We start from the raw sequence: 17,336 nt of genomic DNA, 5'->3' as shown, positions 1-17,336 counted from the left end.
ATGCTATAAGGAGGCCCCTTCATGCAAGCGGGAGCCCGTCTTTTCCGGCAAAAAAACCGATCAGCCGCTGGTTGATTTCCTTCTCCGACAGCTCCGGAAACAGCTCGGCCTCCGCGACCAGATCGTACAGCCGTTCCATAGGCTCGCGCTTGTCCGCCTTCTTCGCTTTCGGATCGGTGCGCAGCGTCTCCCAAACCGATTCGACATACCCGCGGCGGTCGATGTCCCGTTCGGCGAAGAACCGGGTTAGCCGGGCGACGTCCTCCACATAGTCTGCCCCAAGCCGGGCTTCGGCGTCGCCCCGGAGGAGCGCGATCTCCGCTTCGTACATGGGGGCGGAGGTCTTGTCCGTTTTGCCGATCCAGGGCGTCTCCAGGATGAACGGCAGGTGCTTCAACTGCTCGTGCTGCGTCATCTTCTGAATCGTCCGGAAGCCGAGATACCCCGCTCCGATCGGCGCGTGGCGGTCCTTGGCGGCTCCCCGCGGGTTCTTGCTGTCGTTGATGTGAATCACGGCGAGCCGGTCCAGCCCGACGGTGCGGTCAAACTGCTCCAGTACCCCGTCCAGGTCGTTGACCAGATCGTAGCCGGCGTCGTGCGTATGGCAGGTATCGAAGCAGACCGTCAGCCGGTCGTTCAGCTCGACGTTGTCGATCAGGACCGCCAGCTCCTCGAAGGTCCGGCCGAGCTCCGAGCCCTTGCCCGCCATCGTCTCCAGAGCGATGTTGACATCGGTCTCCCGGATGCCGTTCAGCACCTCGTTCAAGCCCTCCGCCACGCGTTTCAAGCCATATTGCGTATCCTTCTCCGTGAACGCACCGGGATGGAGGACGATGTTGCGTACGCCCATGTAATGGGTGCGGCGGATTTCCGATTGCAGAAAATCGACGGCGAGCTGATAGGTCCAATCCTTGTAGGAGCCCAGGTTGATGATATACGGGGCATGGACGACAATGTCGGTCAGCCCGTTCTCCTCCATCACCTGACGCCCTTCCGGCACATAGAATTCCTCGATGGCTTTGCGTTTCGTGTTCTGGGGAGCCCCCGTGTACAGCATAAAAGTGCTGGAGCCGTACGACACCGCCTCCCGGGCGGCGCAGAGCAGCCCTTTGTCCGCGGTGGACACATGCGATCCGATCTTCAGCATAAAGCCCAAGCCTTCCTTTCTCGCGAGCGTTCTGCCTCCCATTGTACAGGGACAAGCGACCGTTTTCCAGTTTGGGCTCTCTCCCGTTCCCCTTACAAAAAGCCAAGAGGAGCGCCGCACGAAGCGGGCTCCTCTTGGCAAGCCTTAATGAAAAATGAGTTCGGCCGGCGATTGGAACGCCAGTTGCTTTCCGGCAGCGGCGGGCTTGCGTCTACTAGCGTGAGGGCAGCAGCCGCAGTGCCGGCTGCAGCTCGGCGAGCGCCGCGAAGCTTCGGTTGAAGGTGAACAGCCGGTTGATCCGATAGGCAAGTATGACCACCGAGGTCACGGCTTCGGCGAACGTCAGTCCAAGCTGCGGGCAGCCGGCGAGCAGGTTCCTCGCCTCCCGCTCCAACTGGTCGTTACCGGAGATGAGCGACAGCTTCCCCATCGTCATCGCCTGTTCGACGGCGCCCAAGAACGCTTCCGCCGGGCCCGGACCATAATGGTTGCTCAGCCACTCATGCGTGTCGAACACAATATAGCTGGTGGAGACGAAATCCCGCTCCAAATCATCCAAATCGAGAAAAAACGACCGCGCCCTGCCGTGCTGCCCGTGGGTCGGGTCCATGAATGCCTTAAAGGCGGTGTCGTCGACAAAAACGGCGTTCCCGTATGCGTTGTCCGTCATGTTGAACCTCCGAGTGGATTAATGGCTGTGTCGGGCGATCCCGGCGAGGGCGAGCAGCGGATTGCTGCGCTTGCGCTCTTCGGAGATCGGCTCCTCCTCCGGCAAAAAGGCTGCGTCCCGGTCCAGAAATTCGCGAACCGCTTCGTTCGCCAGCTCCTTTGCCGTCGTTCGGCACTCTTCGGCGCGCTCCTGCAGCCGTTCGTACTCCCGAGGTTCCAATTCCACCTCGATCACCAGAGCCTCATCCTCGCGCTTGTCCGACAGGAGGTGGGAAGCGGAGTCTCTGAGTCGATTCATGTACTCCTTCAACTTGTTGTCCACTGAAAATTCCATCCTGTTCCGATTCGAAAGTAGTCCCGGAAGTTTCGGCGGGGCCCGTTACCATGATAACGGGAATTGCCAGGCGGGGCAACCCGGCTATCCTCCCGAAAGACTAGGCCTCGGCGGAAAAAGGCTGAGAATTCTTCGATTCCCCCGGCATCCACTTGATCAGATGCCGCTCGATGCGGGCATTGACCGGATTGGAGATCGTGGGGATGGACAGGACAGGCTTGGAGCTGAGCCGCGACGCAGGAAAGCTGAGCTCCCGGTAGACCGGCGCGTCCGCCGCCCATTCGTCGCCGCCGAGTCCCACGAGCATCAGCTCCATGCGCCCGAAGGCCCGGAACATGCGGCTGTAATCCGAGGGCACGACATGCAGCCATTGAACATCCTTCACCTTGCGGACCTGAAAGCCGTAAGCGGCCCCTTCCGGATCGTACAGCTGCAGGAACGACAAGCGGACATTGCGCTCGTTCAGCTCGGCGTTCGCGGCGGCAAGCGCCTGGGACTTGCGTTGGCAGGTGACGGGGATGGAGAGGTACAGCTCCATAAGCGCGCAGATCGGTTCATGTATGGCCATAGGATCCTTCCTTTCTTGGCGGAGATCATCAATCAGACTGATATCTATGAGATACCCCTGCCCAATAGACTTTCAAACAAAAAAGAAAGCGCTATCAACAAAGAGGGACAGCCTCATTCCCGAACCTTATCGAACCGTTCGCGAAAGCTACAGCTTCTTGCCGATGACATGCCCGAGGGGAACGGCGCCGATGAACCGGCTGTCGCGGCTGTGGTTGCGGTTGTCTCCCAGGACGTAGACGCAGCCCTTGGGTACGGTGATGATTCGCTCCTCACCGGTTTCCATCCGTTCCTTAAGATAAGGCTCGTTCACGGCGAGGCCGTTGCGGTAAACCTGATGGTCGCGGATTTCCAAGACGTCGCCCGGCTTGCCGACGACCCGTTTGACCCAGAAAATATCCTTTCCTCCGCGCCCGCCCAGCCATTGAAACAGCGGGTAATCCAGCAGATCGTCGCGCAGCGTGCGCTTGCGGTCGACCCGGCTGTCGATGATGACGATGTCTCCGTAATCCGGCGACTCCCCGAGGGAACGGGTCCATTTGGCGATGAAAATGCGGTCGTGATTCTGAAGCGTCGGCTCCATGGAATGGCCGAGCACCTTGGTCGGCTGGATCACGAAGGTGCTGATCAGCAGGCTGAGCACGAAGGCGGCGAAGATCGAAAACAACCAGCCGGAGGTCCGGCTCCAAATACGTCCCATTGGATTCACTCCCGCTCAGGGTTCAAAAGCTCGTTCTTCCTGTATTATACAGGAAATGCAGGCAAAAGACGAACTCGCGGCTTGGCAAGCCGCCGAAAAGTCATCCTAAGCCTGTTCGCCCTGCCGCGGATCAGTCAGCCGGAGTCCCGGCCGTTTAACCTTTCCTTGGCCAAGCGCACGAGCTCCCGAACCATCGCTCCGCCGATCGGCCCGCCCACTTGTCCGGCGTCGGAGGTCGTCAGGCTTCCGTTGTTGCCCGTGCCAAGCGGAATGCCTTGGGCGCGGGCCACCTCGAACTTCACCTGCTCCGGCTTGTCGGCTTCGACCCGGTACCCTTGCTCCCTCATCACGTCCGTCTTCAGACGATCAAGCGCTTGCTCCGCCCCGGAAACCAGCGGCTTTCTGCGGCTTCTTCCGCTCATCGGTCACCATGTCCCTTCCGTTTTTCCTTAGCGTTCGCCGCCCCCCTTCTTTTATCCGTCCCACCGTTTGAAAATAAGCCAAAAAAGATTGCCATCATTCGGTTATGTGTAATATTATATAACATAAAATTCAACAAAGCTATGAGTGAGTTATATTATATAACATAAATGTGACAGGAGGAATGGAGATGGTTCGTCCTATCGAGCAAGTCCCTGGGATGGGGTCCTGGATCCGGCAGATGCCCAAGGTGGAGCTGCACATGCACCTCGATGGCAGCCTTCGCCCCGAGACGGTGCTGGAGCTGGCGGCGGAACAGGGGATTCCCCTTCCCGCCGCCGATCCCCAAAGCCTGCTGCCCTATATGCAGGTCGACGGCGGCTGCTCCAGCCTCGCCGAATACCTGGGCAAGTTCGCCTTTACCTGCTTGTTCCTGCAGACGCCCGTAGCGCTGCAGAGGGCCGCGTGCGAAGCCGTCGAGCAAGCGGCTGCCGAGGGCTGCCGGTACGTCGAGGTGCGCTTCGCTCCGCAGCTTCACCGGGAGCGCGGGCTATCCTGCGAGGAAGCGATCCATCACGTCGCTGCCGGGCTCCGGCGGGGCGAGGAGCTTTACGGCTGCCGTGCCCAGGCCATCGTGATCTGCATGCGGCATCACTCCTCTGCGCTCAACAAGGAGGCCGTCGAGGCGGCCGCCGTCTATGCCGGACGCGGAGTGGCCGCGGTCGATCTCGCCGGCGACGAGGCCGGCTACCCCGCATCGCTGTTCCGCGACGTCTTCCTTCTGGCCCACCGCAAGGGGTTGCCGGTTACCATCCACGCGGGCGAAGCGGCTGGTCCCGACAATATTTACGCCGCCGTCATGAAGCTCGGCGCCTCCCGGATCGGACACGGGGTCCGGCTGAAGGAGGACCCTGCCATCCGCGAACTGATCCGCCGCCGGGGCATCCCCCTGGAAATGTGCCCGGTCAGCAACATTCAGACGAAAGCGGTGCCCGACTGGAGCCGCTATCCGATCCGCGAGTATTTTGAATCGGGCATCCCGATTACCGTCAACACCGATAACCCCGGCGTTTCCGGCACCAGTCTGAGCCGCGAATACGGGATCTTGAGCGAGCTCTTCGGCTTCACCCGGCCGGAGCTTTCCCAGCTCGTGCTCCACGCAGCCGACGCAGCCTTCCTGAACGACCGCGACAAAGCCGAGCTGAAAGCGGGCCTCGGCCAAGAGCTGGAGGAGTGGAGAAAGCTCGCCTGAGCCGACGTTTCGGCTGCATCTTCCATCCGCCCGCCTTTTCCCGCCGCACCGCGAAAGCGGCCGATTCCGCGCTTTCGCCGGTGTTTTCTTTTTATTTGGAGCCCTGTCTGTTCGGATAAGAACAGAAGGAGCGCACAAACTACTCGGGAAAAGGAGTGAGCCATCGATGAAAGCAGTCACCTATCAGGGTATGAAAAAGGTAGAAGTTCGCGAGGTCGAGGACGCCCGTCTCGAAAAACCGGACGACATCCTCGTCCGCGTGAGCACCACCGCCATTTGCGGTTCGGACCTGCACCTGTACAACGGCGAGATCCCCGGCCTTCCCCACGGATACGTCATCGGCCATGAGCCGATGGGCATCGTCGAGGAAGTCGGCCCGGAAGTTACCCGCGTCAAGAAGGGCGACCGGGTTATCATCCCCTTCAATGTCGCATGCGGCCAGTGCTGGTACTGTCAGCATGAGTTAGAGAGCCAATGCGACAACGCCAACGCCGCGCTGGACGGGTATACCGGCGGCTACCTCGGCTATTCCGATACTTTCGGCGGCTATTACGGGGGGCAGGCCGAGCTGCTGCGCGTGCCTTACGGTAATTTCGCCCCCTTCCCCGTGCCCGAAGAAGACGGCCTGGAGGATGAGCATATCCTCTTCTTGTCCGACATCCTTCCCACGGCGTATTGGAGCGTCCTGAACGGAGGCGTGAAGCCCGGCGACACCGTGATCATCCTCGGAGCCGGCCCGGTCGGGCTGTTGACGCAAAAGTTCGCCTGGCAAATGGGCGCGAAGCGGGTCATTGCCGTGGATCACGTCGATTATCGGCTGGCGCACGCCCGGCGGACCAACCAAGTCGAGACTTACGATTTCAAGGAGCTCGGCGACGAGCTGGAAGGAAAGCTGCTCGAGACGACCGGCGGCGGAGCCGATGTCGTCATCGACTGCGTCGGCTTGGATGCCGAGAAGACCTTTATGGAGAAGGCCGAGACTCTGCTCAAGCTGCAAGGCGGTGGGCTCGGAGCCTTCCGCACCGCTTCCCGCGTCGTCCGCAAAGGCGGCACCATCCAGGTCACCGGCGTCTATGGGCTCAACTACAACCAATTCCCGTTCGGCGATCTCTTTTCCCGAAATGTCAACATCCGGACCGGACAAGCCCCCGTCATTCACTTTATGCCGGAGCTGTACCGGCAATTAAAGGCCGGAACCATCGACCCGCGCGACATCATAACCCACCGGCTCTCCTTGACCGAAGCGGGGCGCGGCTATGAGGTGTTCAGCGAGAAGCAGGAGGACTGCATCAAGGTGGTGCTGAAACCGTAGCGGGTTGTGACGGTCCGGTTAAAACGGAGGAGCCTGGTCGCAGCCGCCCGAATGGGCTGCGACCAGGCTCCTTTTTCCCGTTTGAATGGGGCCAATCAGGCGGACTCAGAACGGGTCCGTGCGGGCCGTAAGCTCCGCCTCGGCCTCTCCCTTTCCTGGCTCCAGTTGGCAATCCCGGCAAATCCAGTGGCAGCCTGTCAGTCCTTTACCCGTCCATTTGCGGCAGTTGCTGCAGGTGACCGTTCCTCCGCGATCCTTGCGCGTTCCCATGGGACGCCGTCCTTTCTGCAAACGTCGGCGCTCTGGCCTGTTCTCAGTATGCCCGATTGCGGCCTTCGCCAAGCACGCTTGCCGAGGGACCGGCCGCCGGGCCATAACGAAAAACCCGGAAGCCGTCAGGCTTCCGGGTTTCCGGCTGCATCCGAATCTCAGTTGAACGGAGCGTCCTGGATCTTGATGCAAGAGGTCGGACAGGAGTCCGATGCTTCCTGCAGTTCGTCTTCCATATCGTCCGGAATGGCGGCCAACCCCTGGTTGTTATCGCCTTCGTAGATAACTTCCGCAAGTCCTTCGCCGTCATATTCGAAGATTTCGGGAGCTGCAGACCCGCAGGAACCGCAAGCGATGCATTCTCCTTTATCGACTACGCTGTACTTTGCCATGATAAAATTCCTCCTCCCCTATGCGTAATGCCCCTCTTCCAACAAGGTAAACGATACGTGCGGGGAAGTAAGTGACAATTTTAACAAACTCCCTGAATTTTTCGGTCAGGCTTGCTTAGACCGCCATAAAAGCGTGCAGGTCCTCCTCGACCGTCCCGATCCCCCCGATGCCGAAGGTTTCGACCAACAGCTTCGCCACGTTGGGCGACAGGAACGCGGGCAGCGTCGGGCCCAGGTGGATGTTCTTCACGCCCAGGTGAAGCAGAGCGAGCAGCACGATGACGGCCTTCTGTTCATACCAGGCGATGTTGTAGGAGATCGGCAGATCGTTGATGTCGTCCAGGCCGAAGACCTCCTTCAGCTTCAAGGCGATGACGGCGAGCGAATAGGAATCGTTGCACTGCCCGGCATCGAGAACCCGGGGAATGCCGCCGATCGCGCCGAGGTCCAGCTTGTTGTATTTGTATTTGGCGCAGCCCGCGGTCAGGATGACGGCATCCTGCGGCAGCGCGGCGGCAAAGTCCGTGTAGTAGCTGCGGCTCTTCATCCGTCCGTCGCAGCCCGCCATGACGAAGAAGCGCTTGATCGCGCCGCTCTTCACGGCCTCCACCACCTGATCGGCCACCTGCATGACCGCGGCATGGGCGAAGCCGCCGACGATCTCGCCGGTCTCCAGCTCCACGGGAGGCGGGCAGGCCTTGGCGCAAGCGATGACGGCGCTGAAATCCTTGGGCGCGCCGTCCTTGCCGTCCGGGATGTGGGTAAGCCCCGGATAGCCGGTGTTGCCGGTGGTGAACATCCGGGAAGCATAGCTCTCCTTCGGCGGCACCAGGCAATTGGTCGTCATCAGGATCGCCCCGTTGAAGCTTTCAAATTCCTCGGTCTGTTTCCACCAGGCGTTGCCGTAGTTGCCGACGAAGTGGCTGTACTTCTTGAAGGCCGGGTAATAGTGGGCCGGAAGCATCTCGCTGTGGGTGTAGACGTCCACGCCGGTTCCTTCGGTCTGCTTCAGCAGCTCCTCCAGGTCCTTCAGGTCGTGGCCGCTGATGAGAATCCCCGGACGGGTGCCCACGCCGAGCTTGACGGAGGTGATCTCCGGATTGCCGTAAGCGGAGGTATTGGCCGAGTCGAGCAGCGCCATCGCATCGACGCCGAACTTGCCGCATTCCAGCACCAGGGCGGTCAGCTCCTCCGCGCCGAGCGAATCGTCGAGCGTGGCGGCCAGCGCTTTTTCCATAAAGGCGTTCACGCCGGCGTCATAGGCGCCCAGAACGGCGGCGTGCTCGGCGTAGGCCGCCATGCCCTTGAGGCCGTAGGTGAGCAGCTCGCGCAGCGAACGGATGTCTTCGTTGCCGGTGGCCAGCACGCCTACGGTGCGGGCTTTGGCGGCCAGCGCCTCGGCGGAATCCGCCGTCCAGAGCGCGGCGTCGTGGGAGGCGAGGGATACGGGGATCTCCCGCTCCGCAAGCCATCTCTTCAGTTCATCCCGGCAGGCCAGGCCCGCGCGGATGCGGTCGAGCAGGGCGGCATCGTCGAAGTTGGCGTTGGTGATCGTGGCGAACAGGTCCTCGCGGATGCGCTTGTCGACCGGCGCCATCTCCATGCCCCGCTCTCTCGCCGGAGCGGCGAAGATCGCGATTCCCTTAAGGGTATACACGATCAGATCCTGCAGCGCCGCCGTCTCGCTCGTCTTGCCGCAGACCCCCTGGATCGTGCAGCCCGTTCCTTTTGCCGCCTCTTGACATTGAAAACAAAACATTTCGCTCATGCCTTCTCCTCCTTGGGGTTAAAGGTTATACCAATTCGCCTTCCAAGCTGATCGTGACCTCGCGGTACGGGACGATCGTCTGCGACGCCAGCATGGCTTGCTTGACCGCCTGCACGATGCCGCCGCAGCACGGCACCGACATGCGAGCCACCGTGATGCTGCGAATCTCGTGCTGCAGCAGAATCTCCGTAAGCTTCTCGGCGTAATAGGCATTGTCGTCCAGCTTCGGGCAGCCGATCAGCGTGATGTGGTTCTTGATGAAATCTTTATGGAAATCTCCGTACGCGAAGGCGGTGCAATCCGCCGCGACCAGAAGATTCGCCCCGTCGAAATAGGAGTTGGCCGGATTGACCAGATGAATCTGGATCGGCCATTGCCGAAGCTCCGACGGCCGGGGTGCGGTGGCATTCTCGGCTGCGCGGTCAACGGCCGGCGCCGAAGCAGCGTGAGCAGATGCGGGTTCCTCGCGGCGGAACATCCGAGCCATGCTGCCCGGACAGCCGCCGTGATCATGCCCGTGACCGCCGTGCGCATGCGCGTGGCCGGGTTGCGTTGCTTCTCCGTGCGAAGCGCCGCTTGATCCGGCATGCGCCGCTTGCCGCTCCGCCATCCGCCGCCGAACCGCCTCGTCGTCGTAATCGTCCGCTTCGCGCTCGATCATCTCGATGGCCCCCGTCGGGCACTCGGGCAGGCAGTCGCCGAAGCCGTCGCAATAGCTGTCGCTGACCAGGCGGGCGACGCCATCGACCAATTCGATTGCGCCTTCATGGCAGGCGTCGACGCAGATGCCGCAGCCGGTGCAAAGCTCTTCGTGGATGGTGATGATCTTTCGTTTCATTCAGGGGCCTCCGTTCCTCTTGCTTCTCTCTTTACAGCCTACCTGGATTGTAGTAGACTGACGTCAATTCAATCGGTAACGGATGTTACCGCTGCCGTTTTTTTGGAAAATTATCCGAACCGGAGACGTCTGACATGATCCCGAATCTCGAGGCTTTGAAGTCCTGCCTGTTCTTCCGCGGCAAGACCGCGGAGGAAATCTCCGCCCTGCTCGGACGGGTCCCCTGCCAGACGCGCGTCTGCCGCAAGAACGACCTGATCGCCACCGAGGGCGATCCCGCCGATCGGGTCGGCATCGTGCTGGAGGGCCGGGTCGAGGTGCAGAAGATTCACCCCACCGGCCGGAGCATGACCATCGCCCGGCTCGGTCCCGGCGAAACCTTCGGAGAGGCCGTGGTGTTCAGCCGCTCCGCCGTATTTCCGGCGACGGTCGTCGCGGGCGATGCCTGCTCCGTCCTGTTCATCGGCCGAGACCCGCTGCTCGCGCTGTTCGCCGAGGACACCGGCATCCTCGCCCGCTTCATGGAGAACATGTCGGAGCGGCTCGTCCTTCTGAACCGCAAGATCGAGGTGCTGTCGCTCGGCTCCCTGCGTCAGAGAGTCGCCCACGATCTCCTGAAGCTCTCCCGGGAGCAGGAGTCCTCCGTGGTGACGCTTCCCTACAACAAGCGAATCTGGGCCGAGCACTTGAATGCGGCCCGCCCCTCGCTTTCCCGCGAGCTCGCGCTGATGCAGGGCAAAGGCTTGATCTCGTTCGCGGGCAACACCTTTACCCTGGCCGACCGCAAGGGGCTGGAAGACCTGCTATTTTCCGAATAAACTCCCAGTCCGGCGAACGCGAACCCGTCGCGCCCGTTGAAAGGAGCACCTATGTCCGACCTGTCCGCCGCCCTGCTGCGAGTTCCTCTCTTCCGCGAATTGAACCGGGAGGAACTGCTTCGGCTCGAACGCATCTCCTCCATCCGCCACTACGGCAAGAAGACGATCATTTTTAACGAAGGCGCCGAGCGGGAAGCCGTATTCTTCGTACTGCGCGGCCTCGTCAAGACGTTCAAGACGGACGAGAACGGCCACGAGCAGCTCATGAACATCCTCAAGACCGGCGATTTGTTTCCGCAAACCGGCTTCTTCGACGACGCTCCCTATCCCGCTACGGCCGAGACGATCGGAGATTCCCGGCTGCTCTCCATCCCGGTGCGTCCGTTCGAACAGCTCATTCTCGACGTGCCCGGCATCGCGATCAAGCTCATGCGCGTCATGAGCTCGCGCATCATCAACCTCCAGGAGCGGCTGCATAGCTTCACCGGCCACGACGCCGCCGAACGGGTCGTTCTGTTCCTGCTCAAGCTGGCCGAGGATTACGGCAAGCCGGACGAACAGGACGCCGTGCGGATTCCCATTCCCTTGACCAACCAGGAGCTGGCCAACGCCGTCGGAACCACCCGGGAAACGGTCAACCGCCTCGTGAGCGGGCTGCGCAAGGAGGGACTCCTTCTCACCGACAAGACCGGTTTTCGGATTCCCGACAAGGAGAACTTGTTCATCCGCGTTCACAAGGAAGAGCATTAAATTCCGCTCGCCATGATCGGAATAATCGGATAAGATGAATAGCAAAGGAGGGGTCGATTTGTTTCAAAAGGTTGCCTATGCTGCCGAAAGGACGGACGGTTACCGGCTGGTCCGGGAGCAGCTCAAGCATCTCGTCCTGGACGAGCCGGACCGCGTTGCCAATCTGGCCAACGCCTCCGCGCTGCTCGGCCAGTTTCTTGCCGATATCAACTGGGTCGGCTTCTACCTCCTGAAGGAGGGCGAGCTGGTGCTGGGCCCCTTCCAGGGGCTACCCGCCTGCGTGCGCATTCCGGTCGGACGCGGCGTGTGCGGCAGCGCCGCCCGCGACAAGGCCACCGTCCGGGTGGACGACGTTCATGCGTTCCCGGGCCATATCGCCTGCGACGCCGCCTCCAACTCGGAGATCGTCGTCCCGCTGCTGAAGGGCGGCGAGCTGATCGGCGTGCTCGATATCGACAGTCCGCTGAAGGGCCGGTTCGACGAGACCGACCAAACCGAGCTGGAATGGTTCTGTGCCGTTTTGGCCGAAGCCCTGTAAAGCGGACAAGCTAAGTTTACTTCGATTTCACCCTATAAGGAGTTGATCCCCATGAGCGTACCCAAAGTGCTCACCATCGCCGGCTCGGATACGAGCGGCGGGGCCGGTATCCAAGCCGACCTGAAGACCTTCCAGGAAAAAGACGTCTACGGCATGACCGTCCTCACGGTCATCGTGACCATGGACCCCCACAACAACTGGGCGCACGGGGTTCATCCGATTCCCCTGCCGGTGGTGCAGGACCAACTCACCACCGTCCTCGACGGCGTCGGACTGGACGCCCTCAAGACCGGCATGCTCGGCTCGATCGAGCTGATCGAGCTCGTCGCTGCGGAGATCAAGAAGCGCGACCTGAAGCGCGTCGTGATCGACCCCGTCCTCGTCTGCAAAGGAACCGACGAAGTGCTCCACCCCGAGACTGCCGTCGGCCTGCGCGAGCTGCTCGTACCGCTTGCCGACGTGGTCACGCCGAACCTGTTCGAAGCGGCCCAGCTCGCCGAGCGCGCCCCCATTCGTACGGTAGAGGACATGCAGGACGCCGCCGTGCGGATCTTCGACCGCGGCGCGAAGCACGTCCTCATCAAAGGCGGGGCGAAGCTGGAGCATCCGAAGGCGGTCGACCTGCTGTACGACGGCAAGACCTTCGAATGGTTCGAGTCGGAACGCATCTCCACACCCTACACCCACGGCGCGGGCTGCACCTTCTCCGCAGCGGTGACCGCCGAGCTGGCCCGCGGCAAGAGCGTCCGGGAAGCGACCCATGCGGCCAAAGCCTTCATCACGGCCGCCATCGGAGCCGGCTTCCCGCTGAACGGCTTCGTCGGGCCGACCCGTCATTCGGCCGCCCGCATTCAAGCCGCCGGCGTCTAAGCCGGATCAAACTCCAGCCATAGAAAAAGCCGTTCGGAGTTCCCCTTGAGGGAATCTCCGAACGGCTTTTTTGCACTTGCACCGAAGCCTCTGGGGCTACGGGGCGGGAACCATGCCCGCGCTATAGGCCGAGGTAGGCTTTGATGCCTTTGACGATCGCCGCCGCCACCTTGTCCTGGAAGGAGGAGGTGAACATGAGCGCCTCCTCCTTCTTGTTGGACAAGTAGCCGATCTCCAGCAGAACCCCCGGCATGTTCGTCTTGCGGATGACGCGGAAATCTTCCTTGCGCACTTTATCGTCGCGGAAGCCGGTTGCGGCGACCAGATACTTGTGCATCGTGTCGGCAAAGGCCTTGCTGTAGCTGTTGTAATAGTACGTCTGCGTCCCGTTCGAGGTGGACGAGAAGTTGTTGCCGTGAATGGCCACAAACACGTCCGCTCCGAGGTTATTGGCGAACGCCGCCCGGTCGTCCAGGGGCACGAAAGTATCGTTTGATCGGGTCATGTAAGCGTCGATCTTCGGCTCCTTGTCCAGCAGCGCTTTCACCTTCTTGGACACGGAGAGGTTAAAGGTCTTCTCGTACTTGCCGGTCACCGAGACGGCGCCGGAATCGTACCCGCCGTGGCCGGCGTCGATTACAACCTTGAATTTGCCGCTAGCCGGCTTCTTGAGCGACAGCACCAGCTTGCTCGCGCCGGTCGGGCTGACGATCTCGTAAGGCACCTTGCCGTTCGTATCCAGCACGATCCGCAGGGTGGAAGTCTCCGGATCGAACAGGCTGTAGCGAATCTTCGTGATCGACGGATTTGCGGACGCCAGCGTCACCACCGCTGCATCGCCCTCTCCGAGCCTCGGCAGGCTGCCGATGGCCACGGCATTCGGGATGTCGATCACGATCCGGTCGGGACCGCTCAGGCTGAAGACATTGGCCTTCATGCCCTCCGCCGCCTGGATCGTCACCGAATCGCTCGCGACGTTGATCGACCAGAGCTCGTTATGCCCGGCGACCGCCGCCACCGCATCCGGCGTCATCAGATAGACGGCCTGGGCCGATGCATCCCACTGCACCTTGAAATCGAATTGCTCGGCAATGAAACGGACCGGAAGCATCGTGGTCCCCGCCTTCACGACCGGAGCGGCCGGCAGGGTCACCTGCTTTCCGTTCACATAGCCCAGCGTCGAATTCTCGAACACCTCGATTTTCTTCTCGTCCACGACCACCGTCATCTTGTGGGCCGCGTTGTTCCAATCGACCAGGGCTCCGAGCGCCTCGGAAATTACGCGCGCCGGAACCATCGTGCTGTTTCCGGCCAGATAGGGGGCGACGGCAGGTTCAAGCTTGGTTTCGTTCAGATACAAACGGATCTTGGAATCCGCCGCGGCATGGGTCAGAGTCGGCAACAGGAACAGGAGAGCTGCGAGCGACAGAAAAGACAAAATCAGTTTTTTCATCTTCACCTCTACCAATCTTTAGGACTTGTCTGGCTGACGTTTACGTTAGACTCGTCCCCGTGGCAAAAGTTGCTCCGTTCGACAAAATTTTTTTGAAAATTCTGTTTCGTCCTGCGCCCTTTCGGGTATACTTAACCCTTGTTGTCCGCTCCTAGGTCTGTCTGCGCATGACGCCCACATCGGCTTTTTCTCCGCCTTCGTCCCTATTTTCTCGAATCTCGGAAAAAATAGGACCTGTTTGCTCTTCATTTTTCGCCGCCGTTTGCCGTTAACTCCTCATATCGACCTAATCCGTTTCTCCCTCATCCGTTCCCGAACTGCGCCCTTCGGCGCAAAAATCGTCCATGCCTCTGCTTCTGCCGACCGAGTCTCTTATCCTGCCGTCGTCCCCCTTGTCTTACCTTACAACCGAGGAGCAACAACGATGCAAACCTACCGTCTTTCCTTCGCCGCCGCCGCTTTCATCCTGCTCGCTTCCCTGTTTGCCCTGCCGTTTAACTCGTCCGTTGTCCGTCCGGCGCTGGCCGATGCGGGTCCGGGCTCCCGGGCCTCTGCACCCGCCTATGAAATTGGCGCGTTCTATTTTCCCGTCTGGAACGAGCAGATGGCTGCCCCCTACGTCAAGAATACCGAAATGGTCTACGGCCGCTCCGGCGACCCGTTTGGCGGCATCAAGGACCATCTGACCTCTCCGGGTCCGTGGGGATACGGCCCTTTTCCCGACCGCGAGCCGCTTCTGGGCTGGTATGATGACCGCGAGCAGACCGTCATGGATACGCATATCCTGCAGGCCTCGAGCCGGGGTCTCGGCCACTTTGCCTTCTATTACTACTGGAAGGATGCAGGCGGCGGCGAAAAGCCCGCCCAGACCGTCCGCCGGTTTCAAAGCTCGGCCTACAAGGACTTGATGGATTTCTATATCTACATGGTTGCCACCGGCAGCTGGCCGGCTTCCGATTGGAACAGCAAGATCGTCCCGTCGCTGATCGAGTTCATGCGCGACCCGGCCTATCAGCGAAACGCCGAGGGTCGGCCGGTGATCGGCTTCTACGGAGATTTCGCTTCCCGGCTCGGCGGCAAAGACGCCTGGGCGCGCGCCCTGACCGCGCTGCGCACTCAGGCGCAGGCGGCCGGACTGCCCGAGCCGCTCATCTTGCTGAGCGGTTCCTCCTCCCCGGCCGCGGATGAGGCGTTCGGTGCGGACGGCTACCTGCCGCTCAACTATTCCGGCGCCGGTCTGTCCCGTACCTTGGCGGCGACCGGCATCTCGGCCATGACGGACTATTCCGCCTATACCTCCGCCTGGCCGACCCTGGCCGACCGGTTTGCCGGCCGGCTGCTCATTCCCGGCGGCTTGTCCGGCTTCGATCCCCGTCCCTGGCGGGGAGTCGGCTACGGCGATTCCGCCGCCGTGGAGAACGTCGCCTACTCGAATGCGTCTCCGGCGAAATTCCGCAAACAGCTGGATACGGTCAAGCAGTACCTCGCCCGGCATCCCGAATCGGGCGGCATGGCGACCTTCTATGCCTGGAACGAATGGGGCGAAGGCGGTGCCATCGAGCCGTCGACGCTGTACGGGTTCGGGTACCTGAACGCGCTGCAGGAGGCCTTCGGCCTCTCCAATGCCGCCTATACCGCCCGCGTCGCCCGCGACGGCCTCGCCTCCCTCGATCCGGCGCTCCGCTTGGAAGCCGCGCCGGATTCTTCCGCGGTGGCGGCCGGCCAGTCCTTCGGCGTCGCCGTCCGCGCCACCAACCGCAGCCCGAAGCCGATGGCCGGCCTTTCCGTTAAGCTGGACGCCGCAGACTGGAGCGTGAGCGGAGGCAGCGCAGGCGCTTCCGTTACCCTCGCTCCCGGCGAGACGAAGCTCTTCACCTTCCGCGTCAAAGCCGGAGCGGGAGCCGACTATGCGAAGCATGCGCTGACCGTGCAAGCCGCCTCTTCGGCTGGAACGGGAACACCGGTCCTCGCGAGCGAAGCTACCTTCGTCGTCAAGACTCCGGCCGTAAGCGCCGCGCTGGAACGGGTAAGCCAAACGGTCCAGGCCGGCGACACCGTGCCGCTCGCCCTGCGGCTGACCACCCGGCTCGCCGCCGACCAGACCGGCCAATACCGTATCGAGGCGCCGGCCGGCTGGACCGTTACGGGCGGGGCGGGAGCCTATGCGCTGCCCGCGGGCTCGGACCCGCGCTCCACGGTGCAGCGGCTCAGCGTGACCGTGCCGAGGGGGACCCCGGCCGGCCAGTATGAGCTGCGCTGGACCCTCGCCGCCAAGGACGGCGGCCGTACGGTCAGCGGTACGCTTCAGCTCCGCGTCGGCAATGCGCTGCAGAACGCCGGCTTCGAGCTGCCCGGCGGAAGCGGCACGACCGGGGCACCGGCGTACTGGTTCGGCCTGACCGGCAAGGAGACGCTGTCCGCGGCCGTCGGCCGGGACGGAACCGGCAGCGCCGAACGGATTGCCGCCGACGGCAGCAACCGGGGCATCGGCCAGGAATGGCTCGATCTCCTGCCCGGGCGCAGCTACATCGTGGAAGCCTGGGTGAAGGTGGAAGCCGGAGCCCTGTCCATCGCCCAGATGGACGTAGACGCCGGCTTCCGAACCAACCTTGGCTTCTCGCTGAAGGAGACCATCCCCGCCGGAGACTGGCGGAAGGTGTCCTTTACCGTCCGCCCGAAATCCGGCGCGGCCAAGGCCAGCCTCCGCTTCCTGACGGCGAGCGAAGGGCGGAACATCGCCTACATCGACGATGTCGTCTTCCGGCTGGCGGATTGATGCCGTCCCGCTAGCCGACATATAGGTAAGCCGAACGCGCCCGGAATTTCCCGAGCGCGTTCGGCTTTTTTACTCATTGGACGGCGAATACCTCGTACTCGGCGGCCAATTCGATGAACCGCTTCATGCTCGACACCTGACCGGCATACAGCCGGTCCTCCACGCCGTAGAACTCGACGCAGGTCTTGCAGGCCAGCACCGGCACGCCCCGGTCCTCCAGCTCCTTCAGGTGCAGCGAGAGAAGCGAATCCTCCGTGAGCGCCAGAACGCCGCGGTGCATGCAGAACACGGCCGCCGGCGGCTGCTCCTCCTGCTTCAGCAGCGTCAAGAACGTCTCCAGGAGCGTCCGCCCCAGCTCGGGGTCTTCTTTTCCCCAATGGTCCGTATTGAGCAGAATTACTTTTTGCTTCATGTCTCATTCCTCCCTCGCTTCATTATAGCGGAGCAGCGCGGCCGCCGGTA

General features: G+C 61.8%; 19 protein-coding genes. 7 read left to right on the top strand and 12 right to left on the bottom strand.

All coding sequences use genetic code 11. The features are described from left to right. Positions 1-19: 19 nt before the first annotated feature. From ACSEXS_RS18125 to ACSEXS_RS18100, 6 genes are all read right to left on the bottom strand, one after another. Positions 20-1,147 (bottom strand): deoxyribonuclease IV, encoded by a 1,128-nt coding sequence (locus tag ACSEXS_RS18125; protein WP_438434646.1) that lies wholly within the window; start codon positions 1,145-1,147, stop codon positions 20-22. Positions 1,148-1,361: 214 nt separating this feature from the next. Then, complete coding sequence (locus ACSEXS_RS18120) at positions 1,362-1,817, bottom strand: type II toxin-antitoxin system VapC family toxin (RefSeq protein ID WP_438434645.1); 456 nt, start codon at positions 1,815-1,817, stop codon at positions 1,362-1,364. An 18-nt stretch (positions 1,818-1,835) separates the two neighbouring features. Continuing rightward, positions 1,836-2,138 carry a hypothetical protein gene (locus tag ACSEXS_RS18115; RefSeq protein ID WP_438434644.1) on the bottom strand — a complete coding sequence of 101 codons (303 nt, stop codon included), beginning with the start codon at positions 2,136-2,138 and terminating at the stop codon, positions 1,836-1,838. Positions 2,139-2,250: 112 nt separating this feature from the next. Beyond that, entirely contained in the window at positions 2,251-2,718 is a 468-nt protein-coding gene (locus ACSEXS_RS18110) for a hypothetical protein (RefSeq protein ID WP_438434643.1), read from the bottom strand. Between the two features lie 147 nt (positions 2,719-2,865). Then, complete coding sequence (gene lepB / locus ACSEXS_RS18105) at positions 2,866-3,417, bottom strand: signal peptidase I (RefSeq protein WP_438434642.1); 552 nt, start codon at positions 3,415-3,417, stop codon at positions 2,866-2,868. 134 nt (positions 3,418-3,551) lie between these two features. After that, a complete protein-coding gene (locus tag ACSEXS_RS18100; protein ID WP_438434641.1) occupies positions 3,552-3,839 on the bottom strand; it encodes an alpha/beta-type small acid-soluble spore protein in 288 nt (95 codons plus the stop codon). A 188-nt stretch (positions 3,840-4,027) separates the two neighbouring features. Between ACSEXS_RS18100 and add the strand changes: the two genes are divergently transcribed. Both add and ACSEXS_RS18090 read left to right on the top strand, forming a co-directional pair. Further along, positions 4,028-5,089: an adenosine deaminase gene (add, locus tag ACSEXS_RS18095; RefSeq protein ID WP_438434640.1), complete on the top strand. Its 1,062-nt coding sequence runs from the start codon at positions 4,028-4,030 to the stop codon at positions 5,087-5,089. 166 nt (positions 5,090-5,255) lie between these two features. After that, positions 5,256-6,401: a zinc-dependent alcohol dehydrogenase gene (locus ACSEXS_RS18090; protein ID WP_438434639.1), complete on the top strand. Its 1,146-nt coding sequence runs from the start codon at positions 5,256-5,258 to the stop codon at positions 6,399-6,401. A gap of 105 nt (positions 6,402-6,506) precedes the next feature. Here the strand turns inward: ACSEXS_RS18090 and ACSEXS_RS18085 are convergent, their stop codons facing one another. The 4 genes from ACSEXS_RS18085 to ACSEXS_RS18070 all read right to left on the bottom strand — a co-directional run bounded on the left by ACSEXS_RS18085 (position 6,507) and on the right by ACSEXS_RS18070 (position 9,669). Then, positions 6,507-6,671, bottom strand: coding sequence for a hypothetical protein (locus tag ACSEXS_RS18085; RefSeq protein ID WP_438434638.1), 165 nt, complete (start codon positions 6,669-6,671; stop codon positions 6,507-6,509). A 158-nt stretch (positions 6,672-6,829) separates the two neighbouring features. Then, entirely contained in the window at positions 6,830-7,063 is a 234-nt protein-coding gene (locus ACSEXS_RS18080; protein ID WP_438434637.1) for a ferredoxin, read from the bottom strand. Between the two features lie 115 nt (positions 7,064-7,178). Then, entirely contained in the window at positions 7,179-8,831 is a 1,653-nt protein-coding gene (gene hcp / locus ACSEXS_RS18075; RefSeq protein WP_438434636.1) for a hydroxylamine reductase, read from the bottom strand. 25 nt (positions 8,832-8,856) lie between these two features. Next, positions 8,857-9,669, bottom strand: a complete 813-nt coding sequence (locus ACSEXS_RS18070) for an ATP-binding protein (protein WP_438434635.1) — start codon at positions 9,667-9,669, stop codon at positions 8,857-8,859. A 134-nt stretch (positions 9,670-9,803) separates the two neighbouring features. On the opposite strand from ACSEXS_RS18070, the gene ACSEXS_RS18065 reads away from it, so the two are divergent. From ACSEXS_RS18065 to pdxK, 4 genes are read left to right on the top strand one after another with little or no spacing between them, the layout of a single operon-like run. Next, positions 9,804-10,487 (top strand): Crp/Fnr family transcriptional regulator, encoded by a 684-nt coding sequence (locus ACSEXS_RS18065; RefSeq protein ID WP_438434634.1) that lies wholly within the window; start codon positions 9,804-9,806, stop codon positions 10,485-10,487. Positions 10,488-10,538: 51 nt separating this feature from the next. After that, entirely contained in the window at positions 10,539-11,237 is a 699-nt protein-coding gene (locus ACSEXS_RS18060) for a Crp/Fnr family transcriptional regulator (RefSeq protein ID WP_438434633.1), read from the top strand. A gap of 58 nt (positions 11,238-11,295) precedes the next feature. Next, positions 11,296-11,775 carry a free L-methionine (R)-S-oxide reductase MsrC gene (locus ACSEXS_RS18055; RefSeq protein ID WP_438434632.1) on the top strand — a complete coding sequence of 160 codons (480 nt, stop codon included), beginning with the start codon at positions 11,296-11,298 and terminating at the stop codon, positions 11,773-11,775. Positions 11,776-11,826: 51 nt separating this feature from the next. Further along, entirely contained in the window at positions 11,827-12,645 is an 819-nt protein-coding gene (gene pdxK, locus ACSEXS_RS18050) for a pyridoxine/pyridoxal/pyridoxamine kinase (RefSeq protein ID WP_438434631.1), read from the top strand. A 121-nt stretch (positions 12,646-12,766) separates the two neighbouring features. On the opposite strand, the gene ACSEXS_RS18045 is transcribed toward pdxK, so the two are convergent. After that, a complete protein-coding gene (locus tag ACSEXS_RS18045) occupies positions 12,767-14,098 on the bottom strand; it encodes an N-acetylmuramoyl-L-alanine amidase family protein (protein ID WP_438434630.1) in 1,332 nt (443 codons plus the stop codon). 424 nt (positions 14,099-14,522) lie between these two features. On the opposite strand from ACSEXS_RS18045, the gene ACSEXS_RS18040 reads away from it, so the two are divergent. After that, positions 14,523-16,874 (top strand): glycoside hydrolase family 99-like domain-containing protein, encoded by a 2,352-nt coding sequence (locus tag ACSEXS_RS18040; protein WP_438434629.1) that lies wholly within the window; start codon positions 14,523-14,525, stop codon positions 16,872-16,874. Positions 16,875-16,947: 73 nt separating this feature from the next. Here the strand turns inward: ACSEXS_RS18040 and ACSEXS_RS18035 are convergent, their stop codons facing one another. Next, complete coding sequence (locus tag ACSEXS_RS18035) at positions 16,948-17,286, bottom strand: DsrE family protein (protein ID WP_438434628.1); 339 nt, start codon at positions 17,284-17,286, stop codon at positions 16,948-16,950. Positions 17,287-17,336 lie beyond the last annotated feature (50 nt).

This window comes from Gorillibacterium terrae, from assembly GCF_051594785.1.
GTDB lineage: Bacteria > Bacillota > Bacilli > Paenibacillales > NBRC-103111 > Gorillibacterium.
The sequence above is the reverse complement of the archived record's forward strand: the minus strand, read 5'-3'. Positions and strand labels throughout refer to the sequence as shown.